This window comes from Mycobacterium sp. NGS57, assembly GCF_059812405.1.
This window is the reverse complement of record NZ_JCALCP010000010.1, coordinates 11,962-29,884: the sequence shown is the minus strand read 5'-3', so window position 1 is coordinate 29,884 and position 17,923 is coordinate 11,962. Positions and strand designations below refer to the sequence as shown.

16 protein-coding genes and 2 pseudogenes are annotated in these 17,923 nt (G+C 69.7%); 8 read left to right on the top strand and 10 right to left on the bottom strand.

The window, feature by feature from the left end; translation table 11 throughout:
* Nucleotides 1-22 precede the first annotated feature (22 nt).
* Entirely contained in the window at nucleotides 23-1,090 is a 1,068-nt protein-coding gene (locus AC5Y43_RS19305; protein ID WP_499975041.1) for an alpha/beta hydrolase, read from the bottom strand.
* A gap of 244 nt (nucleotides 1,091-1,334) precedes the next feature.
* Here AC5Y43_RS19305 and AC5Y43_RS19300 point away from each other — a divergent pair.
* The 3 genes and pseudogenes from AC5Y43_RS19300 to AC5Y43_RS19290 form a co-directional block, all read left to right on the top strand.
* Nucleotides 1,335-2,138 (top strand): annotated as a pseudogene (locus AC5Y43_RS19300) (SGNH/GDSL hydrolase family protein); the annotation flags it as partial.
* 95 nt (nucleotides 2,139-2,233) lie between these two features.
* Entirely contained in the window at nucleotides 2,234-3,451 is a 1,218-nt protein-coding gene (locus AC5Y43_RS19295) for an acetyl-CoA C-acetyltransferase (RefSeq protein WP_499975039.1), read from the top strand.
* A gap of 103 nt (nucleotides 3,452-3,554) precedes the next feature.
* A complete protein-coding gene (locus AC5Y43_RS19290) occupies nucleotides 3,555-4,409 on the top strand; it encodes an endonuclease domain-containing protein (protein ID WP_499975038.1) in 855 nt (284 codons plus the stop codon).
* A gap of 108 nt (nucleotides 4,410-4,517) precedes the next feature.
* Here the strand turns inward: AC5Y43_RS19290 and AC5Y43_RS19285 are convergent, their stop codons facing one another.
* Nucleotides 4,518-5,363 carry a Bax inhibitor-1/YccA family protein gene (locus AC5Y43_RS19285; protein WP_499975037.1) on the bottom strand — a complete coding sequence of 282 codons (846 nt, stop codon included), beginning with the start codon at nucleotides 5,361-5,363 and terminating at the stop codon, nucleotides 4,518-4,520.
* A 199-nt stretch (nucleotides 5,364-5,562) separates the two neighbouring features.
* Here AC5Y43_RS19285 and AC5Y43_RS19280 point away from each other — a divergent pair, with 199 nt between their 5' ends.
* From AC5Y43_RS19280 to AC5Y43_RS19270, 3 genes are read left to right on the top strand one after another with little or no spacing between them, the layout of a single operon-like run.
* Nucleotides 5,563-6,609 (top strand): enoyl-CoA hydratase/isomerase family protein, encoded by a 1,047-nt coding sequence (locus AC5Y43_RS19280; protein WP_499975035.1) that lies wholly within the window; start codon nucleotides 5,563-5,565, stop codon nucleotides 6,607-6,609.
* 12 nt (nucleotides 6,610-6,621) lie between these two features.
* Entirely contained in the window at nucleotides 6,622-7,404 is a 783-nt protein-coding gene (locus tag AC5Y43_RS19275) for an enoyl-CoA hydratase (RefSeq protein WP_499975034.1), read from the top strand.
* A gap of 9 nt (nucleotides 7,405-7,413) precedes the next feature.
* Entirely contained in the window at nucleotides 7,414-9,147 is a 1,734-nt protein-coding gene (locus tag AC5Y43_RS19270) for an alpha/beta hydrolase (protein WP_499975032.1), read from the top strand.
* On the opposite strand, the gene AC5Y43_RS19265 is transcribed toward AC5Y43_RS19270, so the two are convergent.
* Together AC5Y43_RS19265 and AC5Y43_RS19260 are read right to left on the bottom strand one after the other, a co-directional pair.
* Nucleotides 9,118-9,537, bottom strand: a complete 420-nt coding sequence (locus AC5Y43_RS19265; protein WP_499975031.1) for a rhodanese-like domain-containing protein — start codon at nucleotides 9,535-9,537, stop codon at nucleotides 9,118-9,120. The two genes, AC5Y43_RS19270 and AC5Y43_RS19265, sit on opposite strands and share 30 nt — an antisense overlap.
* The gene (locus AC5Y43_RS19260) at nucleotides 9,537-10,118 is read right to left on the bottom strand and encodes a cupin domain-containing protein (protein ID WP_499975030.1); all 582 of its coding nucleotides are present in this window, start codon (nucleotides 10,116-10,118) and stop codon (nucleotides 9,537-9,539) included. The genes AC5Y43_RS19265 and AC5Y43_RS19260 overlap by 1 nt, the downstream gene beginning before the upstream one ends.
* A 182-nt stretch (nucleotides 10,119-10,300) precedes the next feature.
* Between AC5Y43_RS19260 and AC5Y43_RS19255 the strand changes: the two genes are divergently transcribed.
* Nucleotides 10,301-10,675 carry a lipoprotein LpqV gene (locus AC5Y43_RS19255; protein WP_499975376.1) on the top strand — a complete coding sequence of 125 codons (375 nt, stop codon included), beginning with the start codon at nucleotides 10,301-10,303 and terminating at the stop codon, nucleotides 10,673-10,675.
* A 69-nt stretch (nucleotides 10,676-10,744) separates the two neighbouring features.
* Nucleotides 10,745-11,766: pseudogene (locus tag AC5Y43_RS19250) on the top strand (patatin-like phospholipase family protein).
* Nucleotides 11,767-11,773: 7 nt separating this feature from the next.
* On the opposite strand, the gene AC5Y43_RS19245 reads toward AC5Y43_RS19250, so the two are convergent.
* From AC5Y43_RS19245 to AC5Y43_RS19220, 6 genes are all read right to left on the bottom strand, one after another.
* Nucleotides 11,774-12,643 (bottom strand): patatin-like phospholipase family protein, encoded by an 870-nt coding sequence (locus AC5Y43_RS19245; protein ID WP_499975028.1) that lies wholly within the window; start codon nucleotides 12,641-12,643, stop codon nucleotides 11,774-11,776.
* 1 nt (nucleotide 12,644) lies between these two features.
* The gene (locus AC5Y43_RS19240; protein ID WP_499975027.1) at nucleotides 12,645-13,502 is read right to left on the bottom strand and encodes a class II glutamine amidotransferase; all 858 of its coding nucleotides are present in this window, start codon (nucleotides 13,500-13,502) and stop codon (nucleotides 12,645-12,647) included.
* A gap of 104 nt (nucleotides 13,503-13,606) precedes the next feature.
* Nucleotides 13,607-15,235 (bottom strand): long-chain fatty acid--CoA ligase, encoded by a 1,629-nt coding sequence (locus tag AC5Y43_RS19235; RefSeq protein ID WP_499975025.1) that lies wholly within the window; start codon nucleotides 15,233-15,235, stop codon nucleotides 13,607-13,609.
* 128 nt (nucleotides 15,236-15,363) lie between these two features.
* Nucleotides 15,364-16,458 carry a YncE family protein gene (locus tag AC5Y43_RS19230; RefSeq protein ID WP_499975024.1) on the bottom strand — a complete coding sequence of 365 codons (1,095 nt, stop codon included), beginning with the start codon at nucleotides 16,456-16,458 and terminating at the stop codon, nucleotides 15,364-15,366.
* 414 nt (nucleotides 16,459-16,872) lie between these two features.
* Nucleotides 16,873-17,643, bottom strand: coding sequence for a DUF427 domain-containing protein (locus tag AC5Y43_RS19225; protein ID WP_499975022.1), 771 nt, complete (start codon nucleotides 17,641-17,643; stop codon nucleotides 16,873-16,875).
* Nucleotides 17,640-17,915, bottom strand: coding sequence for a DUF6295 family protein (locus AC5Y43_RS19220; protein WP_499975021.1), 276 nt, complete (start codon nucleotides 17,913-17,915; stop codon nucleotides 17,640-17,642). Before AC5Y43_RS19220 ends, AC5Y43_RS19225 begins: the two co-directional genes overlap by 4 nt.
* Nucleotides 17,916-17,923 lie beyond the last annotated feature (8 nt).

The window sequence follows — 17,923 nt, the reverse complement described above, 5'->3', positions numbered from 1 at the left end:
CGCACACCCGCCGGTCCGCGGCTTAGCCGGTGGCTTCGCGGATGTAGTCGCCGATCTGGCGCAGCGAACGGATCGCCTCGGGCACCAGCGGCGCGGCCAGCTGGAAGTCGTGGACCTGGCCCGGCCAGACCCGAACCTCGGCCGGCACCCCGACCGCCGCCAGCCTGCTCGCCGCCAGCTGCGCGTCGTGCAGCAGCACCTCGGATCCGGAGACGTGGATGAGGGTGCGCGGCAGGCCGGGCTTGATGTGCTCTAGGGGCTCGTACACCTCTTCGGGTTTGCCGTCGACGATGCGCTTTTCGGCCGCGCCAGCAACCAACGCAACGAGGGCATCGAAGGCCTTCGCGGGGAACATCGCGTCGGACTTGATGTTCGGGTGGGCCTGCTTGCATTCCTTTGCTAGTTGCAGCAGTGGCGAGATCGCCACCAGCGCCGCGGGCGCCTCCCCTTCGGCCTGAAGAAGCTGCGCGAGGGCCAGCGCGAGATAGCCGCCGGCGGAGTCGCCGGCGAGCACGATCTGGTCGGGCTCGTAGCCGCGCTCGCGCAGCCACCGGTAGGCGTCGTGGCAGTCGTCGAGCGCCATCCCGACCGAATGCTTGGGCAGCAGCCGGTAGTTGACGACGAGCACGGGCGAATCAGCAAACTTGGACAACGCCTCGATGAGCCGGCCGTGGGAGTTTGCTCCACAGGTCAAAAACGCGCCGCCGTGCAGATAGACGATGACCCGCCGGGTGCCGTCCGCGGGCAGCACGCCGGGGGCGCGAACCAGCTGCGCCGACGCATTAGGCAAGTTCACGGTCTCGCGGACGGTGGCCGACACCGGAAGCAGGACCCGGGCCGCGACGTCGATGAGGCCCCAGGGCCAGGGCAGGTTGGGAACGTGGCTACCGACGGCCAGGACCGGGCGGATGGTCAACCGCGAAGCCAGGGTGGCGACCCGCGCAGCAACGCTGGGCCCGGACTCGAGGACCTCGACCGGCGCGCCGTCGCTGATGGCAAATCTGCGTGCCTCAACTTTACGTCGTTTGAGGATCTCGTGTGGCCGAATGGCATTCCGGGGCGACCCGGATACCTCACTGGGTGCGGTCATGCTCACCACTTCCTACGCCTTTGTAGGTTCTTGTAGTCCGATACAGCATGTGACGAGGCCGCTGAGCGTCTGGTTCAGCAGGGCGATCAGCCAACCCCTTGAACTTAGCTTGACAGGCGTTACTGAGTAGAACATTTGAAGAATCTGATTTGATACCACATTTGATTCACAACGTGACCACTTTGTTTTTCAGGCGCCCGCGCAAACCCCGAAGCCGACCTAAACTGATGCCGTGACCATTAGGGTGCCGCGTCGTTCGACGATCGCCCTGGCCACAGCGGGGGCACTCGCGTCGACGGGCACGGCCTACCTGGGCGCACGCAACCTGCTGGTCGGCCAGGCGGCGCACACGCGCACCGTGATCCCGAAGGCCTGGGATGCGCCGCCGCGCTCCGACGGCGTGTACACCCGCGGCGGCGGGCCCGTGCAGCGGTGGCGCCGCGGCATGCCTGCCGACATGTGCCTGATGATCTTCGGCGACTCGACGGCCACCGGTTACGGCTGCCGAAGCGCCGAGGAGGTGCCCGGCGTCCTGATCGCGCGCGGGCTGGCCGAGCGCACCGGCCGGGCCGTCCGGCTGAGCACCAAGGCCATCGTCGGGGCCACGTCGAAAGGCGTTGCGGGCCAGGTCGATGCGATGTTCGTCGCCGGACCGCCGCCGGACGTGGCCGTGCTGATGCTCGGCGCCAACGACGTGACGGCCCTCAACGGGATCAGCCAGTCGGCCGAGCGGCTGGGCTTGACCGTCCGCAGGCTGCGCGCCCGCGGGGCGGTGGTGATCGTGGGCACCTGCCCGGATCTGGGGGTCATCAGCGCCATCCCGCAGCCGCTGCGGTCGCTGGCGCATGCGAGGACGTCGCAGCTTGCGCGCGCCCAGGCGGCGGCCGCCCGGGCGGCCGGCGGCGTGCCGGTCCCCATGGCGCAGCTGCTGGCGCCCCGGTTCCGGGCCGCGCCCGACCAGATGTTCTCCGCCGACGGCTACCACCCCTCCGCGGCGGCCTACGCGCTGGCCGCCGAGGTGCTGCTGCGCGCGGTGCTTGACGAGCTGGGCGTCGGGGCCGACGCTTCGGTGGGCACCGACTAGATTTGAGCTAGCCCGTCGGCGAGCCCAGCCTCACCGGAACTGATCTGGAGTGAATTGCCATGCCTGAAGCCGTCATCGTCTCTGCCGCCCGCTCGCCGATTGGCCGCGCCATGAAGGGGTCGCTGGTGAGCATGCGGCCCGACGACCTGGCCGCCCAGATGGTGCGCGCCGCCCTGGACAAGGTGCCCGCGCTGAACCCGCACCAGATCGACGACCTCATCCTGGGCTGCGGCCTGCCCGGCGGCGAGTCCGGCTTCAACATGGCGCGCGTCGTCGCCGTCGAGCTCGGCTACGACTTCCTGCCCGGCACCACCGTCAACCGGTACTGCTCGTCGTCGCTGCAGACCACGCGCATGGCGTTCCACGCGATCAAGGCGGGCGAGGGCGACGCGTTCATCTCCGCCGGCGTGGAGACCGTCTCGCGGTTTGCCAAGGGCAACTCCGACTCGTGGCCCGACACCAAGAACCCGCTGTTCAACGAGGCCCAGGAGCGTTCGGCCGCGGCGGCCGCCGGCGCCGACGAGTGGCACGACCCCCGCGCCGACGGGAACCTGCCCGACGTGTACATCGCGATGGGGCAGACCGCCGAGAACGTCGCGATCATGACCGGCATCAGCCGCGAAGACCAGGACCGCTGGGGCGTGCGCAGCCAGAACCGCGCCGAGGAGGCCATCAAGAGCGGGCACTTCGAGCGCGAGATCACACCGGTGACCCTGCCCGACGGCAGCACCGTCAGCACCGACGACGGCCCCCGCGCGGGCACCACCTACGAGAAGGTCTCCGAGCTCAAGCCGGTGTTCCGGCCCAACGGCACCGTGACCGCGGGCAACGCGTGTCCCCTCAACGACGGCGCGGCCGCGCTGGTGATCACCAGCGACACCAAGGCCAAGGAACTGGGGCTCACGCCGCTGGCCCGCATCGTGTCCACCGGGGTCAGCGGGCTGTCCCCGGAGATCATGGGCCTTGGCCCGATCGAGGCGTCCAAGAAGGCGCTGGAGCGCGCCGGCATGTCGATCGGCGACATCGACCTCTACGAGATCAACGAGGCGTTCGCGGTGCAGGTGCTGGGCTCGGCGCGGGAGCTGGGCATGGACGAGGACAAGCTGAACGTGTCCGGCGGGGCGATCGCACTGGGTCACCCGTTCGGCATGACCGGGGCGCGCATCGCCACCACGCTGATCAACAACCTGCAGAGCCACGACAAGACGCTGGGCCTGGAGACCATGTGCGTCGGCGGCGGGCAGGGTATGGCGATGGTGATCGAGCGCCTGTCCTAATTCCTCGCGTTGAGTCTGCGTCTATGGCGCAAAAGTGCGAGTAGAGCCCGCCCTCAGCGCAGAGTGAACGACGGGTGTCGGTGCGGGCTGCCACCATGCCCGCATGAAGCCCGTCCGTCAGCCGTTCATCGGCAGTGAGGCGCGCGCCGCCGGCGAGCTCAGTCGGCACGAGCTGCGCAGGTATTACCGCGCGATCATGCCCGACATCTATTTGGTTAAGCGCGTCGAACCGTCGCTGCGGCAGCGCGCCATGGCCGCCTGGCTCTGGTCGAACCGCGAGGCAGTGGTCGCCGGTGCCGCGGCCTCGGCGATGCACGGCGCCAAGTGGGTCGACTCCGACGCACCGATTGAATTGATCTGGCGCAACGCCAGAGCGCCGCGAGGCGTCGTGACGCGCCACGAGCTATTGCTGAGCGACGAATACCAGCGGCTCGGCCTCCTGAGTGTGACCACACCCGAGCGCACCGCGTTCGACCTCGGCAGGCGCGGAAGCATCGGCCTCGCCCTCGCCCGCCTCGATGCACTCGCGGCAGCCACCGACTTCAAGGTAAAAGACGTCGAGGAGCTGGCCGCCCACCATCGTCATACGCGCGGCCTGCGCCAATTGGGGCGAGCGCTGGAATTGGTTGACGCCGGAGCCCAGTCGCCGAAGGAAACGTGGCTGCGATTGCTGCTGATCGACGCGGGCTTCCCGAAGCCGCGGACCCAGATTCCCGTGCTGGGGTCAGACGGCTTTCCCCGGTACTTCCTCGACATGGGCTGGCAGGACATGATGGTTGCCGCCGAGTACGACGGCGAACAGCATTGGACGAATCCGGAGCAGTTCGCCGGGGACGTCGAACGGCAGGAGTACATCGCCGAAGCCGGGTGGACCGTCATCCGAGTGGTTTCCCGCCAGCGCCCCTACGACATCATTCGCCGGGTTCGCCAGGCCTGGGACGCCCGTATCAAGCGCTGAGTCTGCGTCTATGGCGCGAAAGTACGAGTAGACCCCGCCACCAGCGCAGAGTGAACGCAAAAAGATGCAAAAAGCCCCCGCGCGGAGCGGGGGCTTTTGCGAACGCAGCTAGTCGTTTTGTAGGTAACTGAGCAGGCGCAGGATCTCGAGGTACAGCCAGACCAGCGTCACGGTCAGGCCCAGCGCGATGCCCCACGCCGCTTTCTCCGGCGCCCCGGCGCGGATCATCTGGTCGGCCGCGTCGAAGTCGATGAGGAAGCTGAACGCGGCGATGCCGATGCACACCAGCGAGAAGATGATCGCGATGGTGCCGCCGCTGCGCAGGCCCAGGCCGGTGCCGTGGTTGACGTTGAACATCGCCAGCACGAAGTTGCCCAGCATCAGGGCCAGCACGCCGAACATCGCGGCGACCAGCATCCGGGTGAACTTGGGCGTGACGCGGATGGCGCCGGTCTTGTAGACGACGAGCATCCCGAAGAACACCCCGAAGGTGCCGAGGATGGCCTCCCCGATCAGCGCGCCGGCATTGGCGTTGGAGACCTGGAAGTTGCCGAACACGAACGAGATCGCGCCGAGTGCCAGCCCCTCGAGGACGGCGTAGCTGAGCACGATCGCCGGATTGTCCTGCTTGCGGCCGAACGTCGCGATCAGCACCAGCACCAGGCCACCGAGCGCACCGATGAGGGTCAACGGCATCGCCAGCGCGAGGTTGGCGGACACCAGGAAGTAGGAGACGACGGCCGCGGCGGTCAGCACGGCCAGCGTGATGCCCGTCTTGGTGACGACGTCGTCGATGGTCAGCGGCCGCGAAGCCTTGGTTTCCTGGTAGGGAACCGCGGCGTAGGGGTCCGCCTGCTGGTAGTAGCCCTGGGCCGGCGCGCCAGTGCCGAATTGCGCGTATCCGCCCCTCTGCTTAGGCAGCGAACGAAATACCGGGTTGCTTGTCTCCCGCACCGTCGGATCCTTCCTGATAACTGTGGATGACCTGCTCAACGATCAGCGGCCCATCCGGGTTCCCGCAGACCTGCTACTCGACCTGTGCTGTTGTCGCCGCGATCAAACATAAACCTTACCCGCGGCCACCGCTGCTCTCGTGACGATCTAGATTGCTGGTCGAGACCGGGCGGCGACGAACCCTGAGGGAGGCTGGCGCGTGACGGAGGATTCCGACACATCCGACGAAGTCCTGACCCGCGTGGACAACGGCGTCGGCGTGATCACGCTCAACCGCCCTAAGGCGATCAACTCGCTGAATCACCCGATGGTCAACACCCTCACCGACGTCCTCACCCGCTGGGAAAACGACGACTCGCTGCGCGCGGTGGTGCTGACCGGAGCCGGCGAGCGCGGACTGTGCGCCGGCGGCGACGTGGTGGCCGTCTACCACAGCGCCCGTAAGGACGGCGTCGAGGTGCGGCGGTTCTGGCGCGACGAGTATCTGCTCAACGGGCAGATCGGCCGGTTCGGCAAGCCGTACGTGTCGCTGATGGACGGCATCGTGATGGGCGGCGGGGTCGGCGTCAGCGCGCACGCGAACACCCGGGTGGTGACCGACACCTCCAAGATCGCCATGCCGGAGGTGGGAATCGGGTTCATCCCCGACGTCGGCGGCGCGTTTCTGCTGTCCCGCGCGCCCGGCGCGCTGGGGCTGCACGCCGCGCTGACGGGCGCGCCGTTTTCCGGAGCCGACGCCATCGCCCTGGGATTCGCCGACCACTACGTGCCGCACGGCGAACTCGAGGCGTTCACCGCGGCGATCGTGGCCGACGGCCCGGACAGCGCGCTGGCCCGTCACGCCGTCGAGCCGCCAACGAGCCCCCTTGCCGCACAACGTGATTGGATCGACGAATGCTTTGCCGGCGGCACCGTCGCGGACATCGTCGCAGCGCTGCAGCGGCACACCGACACAGCGGCCCGCGAGGCCGCCGACCTGATCGCCACCCGCTCCCCCATCGCCGTGTCGGTGGCGCTGGAGGCGGTGCGCCGCGCCGCCAAACTGGAAACCCTGGAAGACGTTCTGGTGCAGGACTATCGGGTGTCGAGCGCGTCGGCGCGCTCGCACGACCTGGTAGAGGGCATCCGCGCGCAGATCATCGACAAGGATCGCAACCCGAAGTGGTCGCCGGCGACGCTGGCCGAAGTCACCGCGGCTGACGTCGAGGCGTATTTCGAGCCGGTCGACGACGACCTGAGCTTCTAGGAGGAGCAGGGCATGGCCGAAAACGACTACGAAACCATCCTCGTCGAGCGCGACGAGCGAGTCGGGATCATCACGCTGAACCGGCCGCAGGCACTCAACGCGCTCAACAGCCGGGTGATGATCGAAGTCACCAGCGCGGCAAGCGAACTCGACGACGACCCCGGAATCGGTGCGATCGTCATCACCGGCTCGGCCAAGGCGTTCGCCGCCGGCGCCGACATCAAGGAGATGGCGGGGCTGAGCTTCGCCGACGCGTTCGGCGCCGACTTCTTCGCCGCCTGGGGCAGACTGGCCGCCGTCCGCACCCCGACGATCGCCGCGGTGGCCGGGCACGCGCTGGGCGGCGGCTGCGAGCTGGCGATGATGTGCGACCTGATCATCGCCGCCGACACGGCGAAGTTCGGCCAGCCGGAGATCAAGCTCGGCGTGCTGCCGGGCATGGGCGGTTCGCAGCGGCTGACCCGCGCCATCGGCAAGGCCAAGGCCATGGACCTGATCCTGACCGGGCGCACCATCGACGCCGCGGAAGCCGAACGCAGCGGCCTGGTTTCGCGCGTGGTGCCGGCCGACGACCTGCTGAGCGAGGCCAAGGCCGTCGCCACCACGATCTCGCGGATGTCGCGGTCGGCGGCGCGGATGGCCAAGGAGGCCGTCAACCGCGCGTTCGAATCGACGCTGACCGAGGGACTTCTCTACGAGCGCAGGCTGTTTCATTCCACCTTCGCCACCGAGGATCAGTCCGAGGGGATGGCGGCGTTCGTCGAGAAGCGGCCCCCCAACTTCACGCACCGCTAGGCCGCAACGATGAGCGAACCGGGCCCCGCGACGACCGTCCCCAAGGACGAGGCCGGCCGCGACGCCGAGCCGGAAGCTCCCGAAGAGCCTCGCGGGCCCGGCCGGCCCAAGAAGCCGTGGTGGGTACGCCATTACACCTTCACCGGCACCGCCGTCGGCCTGATCTTCATCCTGTTTTCGCTGACGCCGTCGTTGCTGCCGCGCGGTGCGGTGTTCCAGGGGCTGGTCAGCGGGATCTCCGGGGCCATCGGCTACGGGATCGGGGTCTTCGCCGTCTGGCTCGTGCGCTACATGCGCACCCGCAAGCACAGCCCGCCCGCCCCGCGCTGGGCGTGGAAGGTGCTGGTCCCCGTCGGGGCGATCGGCATGGTGCTGATGGCGATCTGGTTTCACGTCTGGCAGGACAACGTGCGCGACCTGATGGGCGTCAAGCATCTCAAGTGGTACGACTACCCGATCGCCGGGATCCTCTCGCTCGTGGTGCTTTTCACGCTCGTCGAAATCGGCCAGTTCATCCACTGGCTGGTCGCCTTTCTCGTCGGTGAGCTCGACCGGATCGCGCCGTTTCGGCTGTCGGTGACGATCGTCGTCGTCGCCCTTTTCGTGCTGACGGTCACCCTGCTCAACGGCGTGGTGCTCAAGTTCGCGATGCGCACCATGAACAACACCTTCGCCTCGGTCAACAACGAGATGATGCCCGACAGCGCGCCACCGAAAGCCTCGTTGCGGTCCGGCGGGCCGCAGTCGCTGGTGTCGTGGGAATCGCTGGGCCACCAGGGCCGCATCTTCGTCAACGGCGGGCCCCGGCTCGAGCAGCTCACGGCGTTCAACGGGGCCCCGGCCACCGCGCCGATCCGGGCCTATGCCGGGCTGGATTCCGCCGACGGCATCACCGCGGCCGCCGAACTCGCGGCGCGCGAATTACAGCGCGAGGGCGGGTTGCAGCGGGCCGTCGTCGCGGTCGCGACGACCACCGGGACGGGCTGGATCAACGAGGCCGAGGCGTCGGCGCTGGAGTACATGTACAACGGCAACACCGCGATCGTGGCCATGCAGTACTCGTTCCTGCCCAGCTGGCTGTCGTTCCTGGTGGACAAGGAGAATGCTCGGCACGCGGGCCAGGCGCTGTTCGAGGCCGTCGACCGGCTGGTCCGCCAACTGCCCGAGGGCAAGCGTCCCAAGCTCGTCGTGTTCGGCGAGAGCCTGGGATCCTTCGGCGGCGAGGCGCCGTTCATGAGCCTCAACAACGTGCTGGCCCGCACCGACGGCGCCCTTTTCAGCGGGCCGACGTTCCAAAACACCATCTGGACCGACCTGACCTCGACGCGCGACGCCGGTTCCCCGGAGTGGTTGCCGATCTACCACGACGGGCGCAACGTCCGATTCGTCGCTCGCGCAAGCGATTTGGGTCGGCCGAATCCCGCGTGGGACCATCCGCGGGTGGTCTACCTGCAGCACGCCTCGGACCCGATCGCCTGGTGGACGCCCGACCTGTTGTTCGCCCGGCCGAGCTGGCTGCGCGAACCTCGCGGCTACGACGTGCTGCCCGACACCGAATGGATCCCGGTGGTGACGTTCCTGCAGGTTTCGGCCGACATGGCCGTCGCCCAGGATGTGCCCGACGGGCACGGCCACCACTACGTGGCCGACGTCGCCGACGGCTGGGCGGCGGTGCTGTCGCCGCCCGGGTGGACGCCGGACAAAACGGCCCGGCTACGGCCGCTGCTGCACGCCAGCGGTTAGCGCCGCACCCGCGGCGAGCTGGTCCAGCACGCCGGCGCGAGCCAGCGCGTGATAGCCGCCGACGACGTCGGTGGCCCGCATCAGGCCGATGTCGAGCAACGCGGCGGCCGCCAGGCTGGACGTGTAGCCCTCCGAGCACACGATCACCCATTCGACGTCGTCGCCGACGGCCTCCGGCAGCCGGGCGTCGCTGGTCGGGTCGCAGCGCCACTCCAGGACGTTGCGCTCGATCACCAGGGCGCCCGGCAACGCGCCCTCGCGAAACCGCTGGGCCTGCGGCCGGATGTCGACCAGCACCGCCCCGCGGCGCAGCGCGTCGAGTATCTCGGCGGCGGGAAGCCGGCGCAGCCGGCGCCGGGCCGATTGCAGGACGACGTCGATGCGGCTCATCACGGCCCTTCCGGTTGGTCGGTCAGTTCGGTGCGCTGGCGGCGCAGCCGGTTGCGGTTGGTGACCTCGTAGTACGACATCGCCGTCAGCGGCGGCGAGTAGGCGTGCACGCTCAACGTCGGCGCGACCTTGGGGGCCGACGCCACGGCGGGGCCGGTCGGCTCGGGGACGGTCCGCGGCGCCCACACCACGTCGTGCACCCAGCCCAGGGGGAACCCGGCCTGATCACCGGCGTCCAACAGGCGGCGGCGCAAACGCCTTCCGTCCCAACGGTATTCGCTGAGCGAACCGGACACTACGGTCAACGCGCCCAGGGAGCCGCCGTGGTCGTGCAGCTCGGTGGAGCGCCCGGGTACCCAGCTGATCAGCCAGATGTCGAGTTCCTCGTCGCCGTGGATGCGGGTGAACCAGCGCGTCGACTCCGGTATCCCGCCCTTGGGCAGCAGGTGGTCGCAGCGGCCGGACAGCACGTGGTCGGCGGCCCGGTCGGTGGCGTGCAGCAAGTCGGGCACCCGCAGCCGGGTGGGTCCCGGCGACGGTGACGAGGCGGGCAGGCGAACAGAAGCAACGGAAACAGACATCGGGGAGCTCCAGGGTCAACGGATGGGGCGAGGGGCGGCGGCGTCAGGGCCGACAACACTCGCAAAATCCGAAGCGCTCCGTCACGGCCGCCAGTGTTGCATAGATTGGGATGGTGCGCTGGTGCGGTGAACGCCCCGGGCGGCGGGGCGCGGCGGTTGTCGCGGCGTTGTTGGTGGCGGTCATGGGCTGCTCGCACGGCGCCCCCGGCGGCGGGGCCACTTCGTCGTCGGCGCGGCCGTCGGGCATCCCGAGCGGCCCGGCTTCGGCCCCGCCGGGCGCCGTCGGTCTCTCCCCCGGCGGCGTGACGACCCGGGTCGACGTCCCCGCGGACTCGACGGAGGAGGAGTATTTCCAGGCCTGTCACGCCGCGAAGCTGTGGATGCAAGCCCAGCCCCCGACCGGCTCGCCCCCGCTCGAGCCGTACCTGGCGATGGTCCAGGCGTCGCCGTCGGGCACGCCCGGCACCTGGAACGCGCGCTGGTCGGACCTGACGCCGGCCCGCCAGGCCGCGGTGATCACCGCCGCGCACGCCGCCGCCAACGACGAATGCGGGTAGCGCCCGTCGAATTGGGATCACGGGTACAAAAAGTGCCGAGCGGGCGGGCCCGCCGCGCAAAATGAACGCATGGCCGGATCCTCACCTACGCGGGTGGCGCTGGCGCTGGGCAGCGGCGGCGCCCGCGGCTACGCACACATCGGGGTGATCGAGGCGCTGCGGGCGCGCGGCTACGAGATCGTCGGGATCGCCGGCTCCTCGATGGGCGCGATGGTCGGCGGCCTGCACGCGGCCGGGCGCCTCGACGAGTTCGCCGACTGGGCCAAGTCCCTGACGCAGCGCACCATCCTGCGGCTGCTGGACCCGTCGATCAGCGCCGCGGGCGTGCTGCGGGCGGGCAAGATCCTGGATGCCGTGCGCGACATCCTCGGCCCGGTGTCCATCGAGCAGCTGCCCATCCCTACACCGCGGTCGCCACCGACCTGCTGGCCGGCAAGTCGGTGTGGTTCCAGCGCGGCCCGCTCGACGAGGCGATCCGGGCGTCCATCGCGATCCCGGGTGTGATCGCCCCGCACGCGCTCGACGGGCGCCTGCTCGCCGACGGCGGGATCCTGGATCCGCTGCCGATGGCCCCGATCGCCGCGGTCAACGCCGATCTGACCATCGCCGTCAGCCTCAGCGGCAGCGAGGCCGGCGGAGCCGAAGACGCCGGCGACGCCGGCGACGCGGAACCGGGGGCCACCGCGGAATGGCTGAATCGCATGGTGCGCAGCACTTCTGCGTTGCTGGACACCGCGGCGGCCCGCTCGCTGCTGGACCGGCCGACCGCGCGGGCGGTGCTGAGCCGGTTCGGGTCTGATGATGCCGACACCGAGATTGACACCGCCGTCGACGTGGCCGACATTGCCGCCGGCGTGCCGAAGCTGGGCAGCTTCGAGGTGATGAACCGGACCATCGACATCGCCCAGTCCGCGCTGGCGCGCCACACGCTGGCGGCCTACCCGCCCGACCTGCTGATCGAGGTGCCGCGCTCGACGTGCCGGGGCCTGGAGTTTCACCGGGCGGTGGAGGTGATCGCGGTGGGCCGGGCGCTGGCCAACGAGGCCTTGGACACGGTGCAAGCCACCCTGACGCCCGTGGTCGAGGGCTGAGCTCGGGTCAGACGCCCAGGAACCGGGCCACGGCCGCCGCCTCGCGCCGGCCCTGTTCGCGCCCGGCCACGGCCGAATCGATGCGGCAGCGCGGGTCCAAGGGGTTGGGGCCGAACGCGGCCAGCGAGCCGGGGTCGGCGAACGCCGCGAACACCGGGCCGGCGAACGCCGCGATCTCGGCGGCCGGGCCCTCGCCGAACGGCGCGGGCGCGTCGGCGCCGGAGGGCACCAGCACCACGGCGGCGTCGCAGTCGGCGGCCACAGCGAGGTTGACCGAGCTGGCCACCCCGCCGTCCATGTAGCGGCGGCCGCCGATCGTCACGGCCGGCCACGCCCCGGGCACCGCGCAACTGGCCGCGACCGCGTCGACCAGCGCCGCACCCGAGTCCCGGTCGAAGACGACCAACTCGCCGGTGGCGACGTCGATCGCGGTCAGCCGCAGCACCCGCTCCGGCCAGTCGTGCGACGGCAGGCGCGCGGCGATCACCTCGCGGCGCACCGGCTCGGGAACCGTCTCGGTCGCCAGCGCCACCGCCCCGATGCGCTGCATCTGCTGGCGCGTCTTGTCGCGCGTCTCGTCGTAGGGCCGGCCCAGGGCGGTCAGGAAAATTTCGGCGATGTCGTCGACGTCGACGCCGGAATCGATCTCCGCCGACGCCGCGGCGACCTGCCGGTCGAACAGCGCCTCGAGCGGGACGCCGCTGCCGATCTGCGCGGCCACCGCCGAGCCCGCCGAGGTGCCCACCAGCACCTCGGAGTCCAGCAGCAGCCGTACCGCGGCCGGCGACTCGTCGGCGATGCCCCGCAGAACGCCTGTCTCCCAGGCGATCCCGGCTATTCCGCCGCCGGCAAGCACGAGTGCGCGTTTGCCTGCCACGTCAGTGCTGCGCCTGCTGGGCCGGCGCGCTCAAGTCGGAGCGGCGCAGCGGGTGCGCGGGCGGGCCGGGCAGCACCACGTTCCGGGTGACCTGAAGCCCGGCGTCGACGTGCACGAGCTCGCCGGGCTGCAGCAGGCTCCAGCGCCGGTCGTCGTCCATCGGTTCGCTGGCGAACACCACCGACGAGCGGGCGCACAGGTGCTCCGACCGCGCGCGGATGCGGTGGGTGCGCAGGTCGAACTCGGGGTCGCTGTGGTGGTCGCGGCGGTCCAGCACGTAGAGCTCGTGGGCGTCGGGGTAGCGCAGCGCCCACATGTCGGTGGCGGTGCTGAGCAGGATGTTGACCGCGTAGATGGGCACGGTGGCGGCGAGCCACCGCGCGGCGTCGATCAGGCCGGCGGTTTCGTCGCCGCCGCGGGCGCGGATCGAGCCGGTGATGAGGGCGAACACCCGCTCGGAGTCGGTCTCGCCGCCGACCAGGTCCGCGGTACCGAGCCCGCGCAGCCGGGCGTCGACGTCGTCGAGGCCCTCGACCACGCCGTTGTGCGCGAAGATCCGGCCGTCCTGCAGAAACGGGTGGGTGTTGCGGGTGTCGAGCGAACCGGTCGTCGCGTAGCGGACGTGGGCGATGAACGTGGTACCGGTGAGCTCGTGCGCCTCTGTGGCGAACTGGGTGTCCTGCCACGCCGCGATGGGCTCCTTGTGCAGCTGCGGGCGGCCGTGCGCGTCGAACACGCCCAGGCCGGTGCCGTCGGGGTTTTTGCGGCTCTGCTCGGACAGGCTGTCGGGGGCGTTCAGCAACCAGAACGTGGCGGTGCACGCGTGGGTCCCGGCGTGCAGGCCAAAAAGTCGGCACATGGTCCCGACGCTACCGAAGGCCCTTTCCCTCGCGAGCAGACGCAGAATCGCATGTTTGGGCGCGGAACTATGCGATTCTGCGCCTGCTCGCGCTCACACCACGGTCAGTCGCGGGACTCGGCCACGTCGTAGCCGTCCTCGGCGTATCGCGCGCGGATGGCCTTCTTGTCGTACTTGCCGACGCTGGTGCGCGGAATCTCCTCGACGAACGTCCACCGCTCGGGCAGCCACCACCGAGCGACCTTGTCCCCCAGGAACTTTCGCAGCTCGTCGGCGCTCACCGAGGAGCCCTTGGCCACCACGACCGCCAGCGGCCGCTCCTGCCAGCGCTCGTCGGGGACCCCGACGACGGCCGCCTCGACCACCTCGGGGTGCCCGATCAGGCAGTTCTCCAGCTCGACCGAGGAAATCCATTCCCCGCCGGACTTGATGACGTCCTTGGCGCGGTCGGTCAGGGTGACGAAGCCCCGCTCGTCGATGCGTCCGACGTCGCCGGTGCGCAGCCAGCCGGAGTCGAACCTCGACTCGTCGCGGCCCAGGTAGTAGGAACCCGCGATCCACGGGCCGCGGACTTCCACCTCACCCACGGCCTCGCCGTCGTTGGGCAGCACCGCGCCGTCGTCGTCGACGATGCGCATCTCCACCCCGCACACGGGTTGACCCTGGGTGGCCCGGTACGACCAGTGCTGGTCCTCGGGGGTGCCCGGCGGCGGCCAGGCCATGGTGGCCATCGGCGACGTCTCGGTCATGCCCCACAGCTGGCGGATCTGCACGCCGTGCTTTTCCTCGAACGTGCGCATCAGCGAGACCGGGACGGCCGACCCGCCGCACACCACCAGGCGCAGCGAGGACATGTCGTGGTCGGGCTCGTCGTCCAGGCGGTGCAGCACGTCGTTCCAGATCGTCGGCACCGCGCCCGTGACGGTGGGCCGCAGCTTTTCCACCATGTCGATCAGCGACTTCGCATCGAGATGGCGATCGGGCAGCACCAGGTCCGCACCCGCCATCAGCGCCGCGTACGGCAGCCCCCAGGCGTTGGCGTGAAACATCGGCACGACCGGCAGGATGCAGTCGACGGCCCCCACCCCGATGCCGTTGACGGTGCAGGCAGCCATGGTGTGCAGGTAACTCGAACGATGGCTGTAGACAACACCTTTCGGGTTGCCGGTGGTGCCGCTCGTGTAGCACATCGCGGCCGCGGATCGCTCGTCGATCTGCGGCCAGTCGAAGTCCGGCGATTCGGCGTCGATCACTTCGGCGTAGCGCAGCACGGACTTGCCGGATTGCTGCAGCGCCCCGGGGTCGCCGTCGCCCACCAGGATCACGGTGTGCACGGTCTCGAGCTCGGGCAGGACCGGCGCCAGCAGCTTGGCCAGTGACGCGTCGACGAGCACCACCTGGTCCTGCGCCTCGTTGGCCACGTAGGCGATCTGCTCGGGGAACAGGCGGATGTTCAGCGTGTGCAGGACCGCGCCCATCGACGGCACCGCGAGGTAGGTCGCCAGGTGTTCGGCGTTGTTCCACATGAACGTCGCGACGCGCTGGTCCCCGCTAACGCCGAGGCGGCGCAACGCGTTTGCCAACTGGCCGGCCTGCTGACCCAGCTCGCGGTAGGTGGTCTGCCGGTATCCGTCGCCGGTGGCGGTGGTGACCGTGCGCGCCCCGTGCACACCGCAGCCGTGCCGCATGATCGCGGCGATCGTCAGCGGGTAGTCCTGCATCGTGCTGTCCATCGATGTACCGCCTTACTCTCGACGCGGCACCGCCTCGGGGGCGGTCGGGCGAATGCTATCGCCGCACCCGGCCGTGAGAAAACGGGTTCCCGGACAACACGCGTTTTAGGCGCGGTTCACCCGGGCGATCAGGCGAGGGCGGGCTCGTACTGCGGCAGCTCGGGCACGACCCACTCGCCGGGGGCCCCGACCATCGAGGCCTCCGAGACCTCCGAGCCCAGCGCGACGATCGAGGCGACCGGCGCCACGGTGACCGTGCCGGAATAGTCGGCGATGTACAGGTATCTGGCGTCGGCGCTTTCGACCACACACGACGGCTGGCCGGCCACCGCGATGGTGCCGATGACGTCGTGGGTGAGCGTGCACAGCACGGTGATGCCGTCCTCGCCGACCAGGTAGGCGCGATCGCCGTCGCCGCTGAGCGTCAGCTGGGTGACCCCGGCGGGCGAGCCACCGATCTCGCCGAGCTTGCGGGTGCCGGTGATCTTGGCGGTGCGGGTGTCGACGACGTCGATCACCGCGCCCAATTCGGGGGCGCAGCTGGCCACGTAGGCGATCGCGCCGTTGGGGCTGAGCGCGACGTCGCGGATCGGCAGGCCGATCTCGACTGTGCTGGCGGCGCGCCGCGCGTGCGTGTCGACCACGACGAGCTGGCCGCCGGCCGGGCCGTTGGTGGCGACGTAGAGGCGGCGCCCGTCGGCGCCGGACCGCACGCATTGCGTGGTGGTGCCCGCCCGGGTGGGCAGGGCGATCGCCTCGGCGTGACCTGTCCTGGTGTTCAGTACGACGACGTCGGGGCCGCTTGAGCCGTTGCGGCTGGCGTAGGCGCGGTTGCCGTCGGGGCTCACCGCCAGGTCGCTCACGTTGAGCGCCAACGGGTGCGTCGCGACGACGGTGCCGGTCGCCGCGTCGATGACCTCGATCGCGTCGTACGCCGACGACACGGTGCCGACATAGGCGCGGTGGGTGTCATGGCCGCCCACGGCCAGGGCGAAGGGCTCGTCGAGCCCGTCGATGGTTTGCACGACGCGGCAACTGTGGGTGTCGATGACCGAGACGCTGTCGTAACCGTTGTTGGCCACCATCAGCCGGGTGCCGTCGGGGCTGGCGACGATGTCGGTGATCGGGCCCTGGCGCACGGCAACCCGGACCACCAGAGGGAATCCCGGCGCCGCACCCAGCTCGATGACGTGATCGTCCTTGTGATGGTTCACAACGTGCATGCCGGCACCGCCTTTGCTTCAAATGTGATACGCCCGCGGGCACCTGGTGGCCTGGACAACGCGTTGCGACACACCGGCGGCCCTGCCGAAAAGCGGGCTGCCGCCATCAGTCGATGGCTGCTTTACATGGATTTTACCGAGCCGATTTCGCGCAAAATGGATCCGGAACCGCGGCTGTCGGGCAGGTCACACCGACGGCCGCATCCGCCCTTATATTCCCCTTATTCACAAAACCGCGGTCCGGTTGGTAGCGAATGCAGCCACGCCTCCTGCCAGGCGCATCGCCTGCGCGGCTAAGCTTCCGAATTTTCGGCGCCGGGCCGAATAATTAAGGAATTCTCAGGGTTTTCGAGCCGACGAGGCAAATGTCACATTCGGCCGGTTTGCGCGCGTCCCGGCGAAATCGGTGTCGGCTCAGCTGAACTGCGTTTGCGGCCGCGGCAGGGCTTTGCCGTCGACGACGATGTCGAGCTTCTCGTTGTAGAAGGCGACCAGGCCGGCGATCTGGCCGACCGCCGGCAGCGGATAGTGATACGTCCACGCCAAATCCGGGTGCACGGTGTCGCCGGTGCGCACCGACCAGTAGCCCGACGTCACGCCCTTGTACGGGCACAGCGTCTGGGTGGGGCTGGATTCCAGGTGCTCGAACGCGACGTCGGTGGGATCGATGTAATACCTTGTGGGCAAACCGGTTTCGAACAGCAATACCGGGGATGTGGTGTCCGCCAACACGATTCCGTCCAGCTCGACACGGACGTGGCGGTGTGAGCGCAGCGGGTCGACCCGGGAGTACGGGTTGCGGGGGTGGCCGTAGATCGGCTCGTCTTCCTCGAACCACCGCAGCGGATCCCAGTCGAACCGCACGGTGCCCGCGACGGGGCTGTCGCCGTCGACGTCGAACACCCGCGCCGCCGACGGGTAGGTCTTCCCGCCGCAGACCAGGGAGTGCAGCCGCGACGGGCCGAGCTGCACCTTCTGCGGGTGGTTCTCGTCGACCAGGAGCTCGTTGCGCACGTCGGCCAGCGGCACGTAATACGCTGGGTAGTACGGCAATTCCCACACGTAGCGGGCCGCGGTGGTGTCGAAGATCAGCTCGGGGCCGAGGTAGCCCCGGACCCGGCGGGGCGCGGGTTCGACGCGTCCGCGGGCGGCGGCCGGTTGCGGGTAGTCACGTTCGGCGGTCACGCCTGGTCCTTGGAGGCCAGCCCGGCCGGCGCGTGCGCGATCGCGGCGCGGATGGCGTCGGCCAGCGCCAGGGCGCTCTCCTCGGTCAGTTCGAGGGCGACCCGGGCCGACGGGCCCAGCTCGGGGTTGATCACATCGATGTTGAGGGTGTGGCCGTAGGGCGCGTGCACGGGGTGGTCGACGTAGACCGTGGCGCGGCTCGCGCCGAACCATCCGGTGCCGCCCTTGCCGCTGCCGTCGATTTGCACGTGTTCGGTGAGATATGTGCACATGCGTTGGC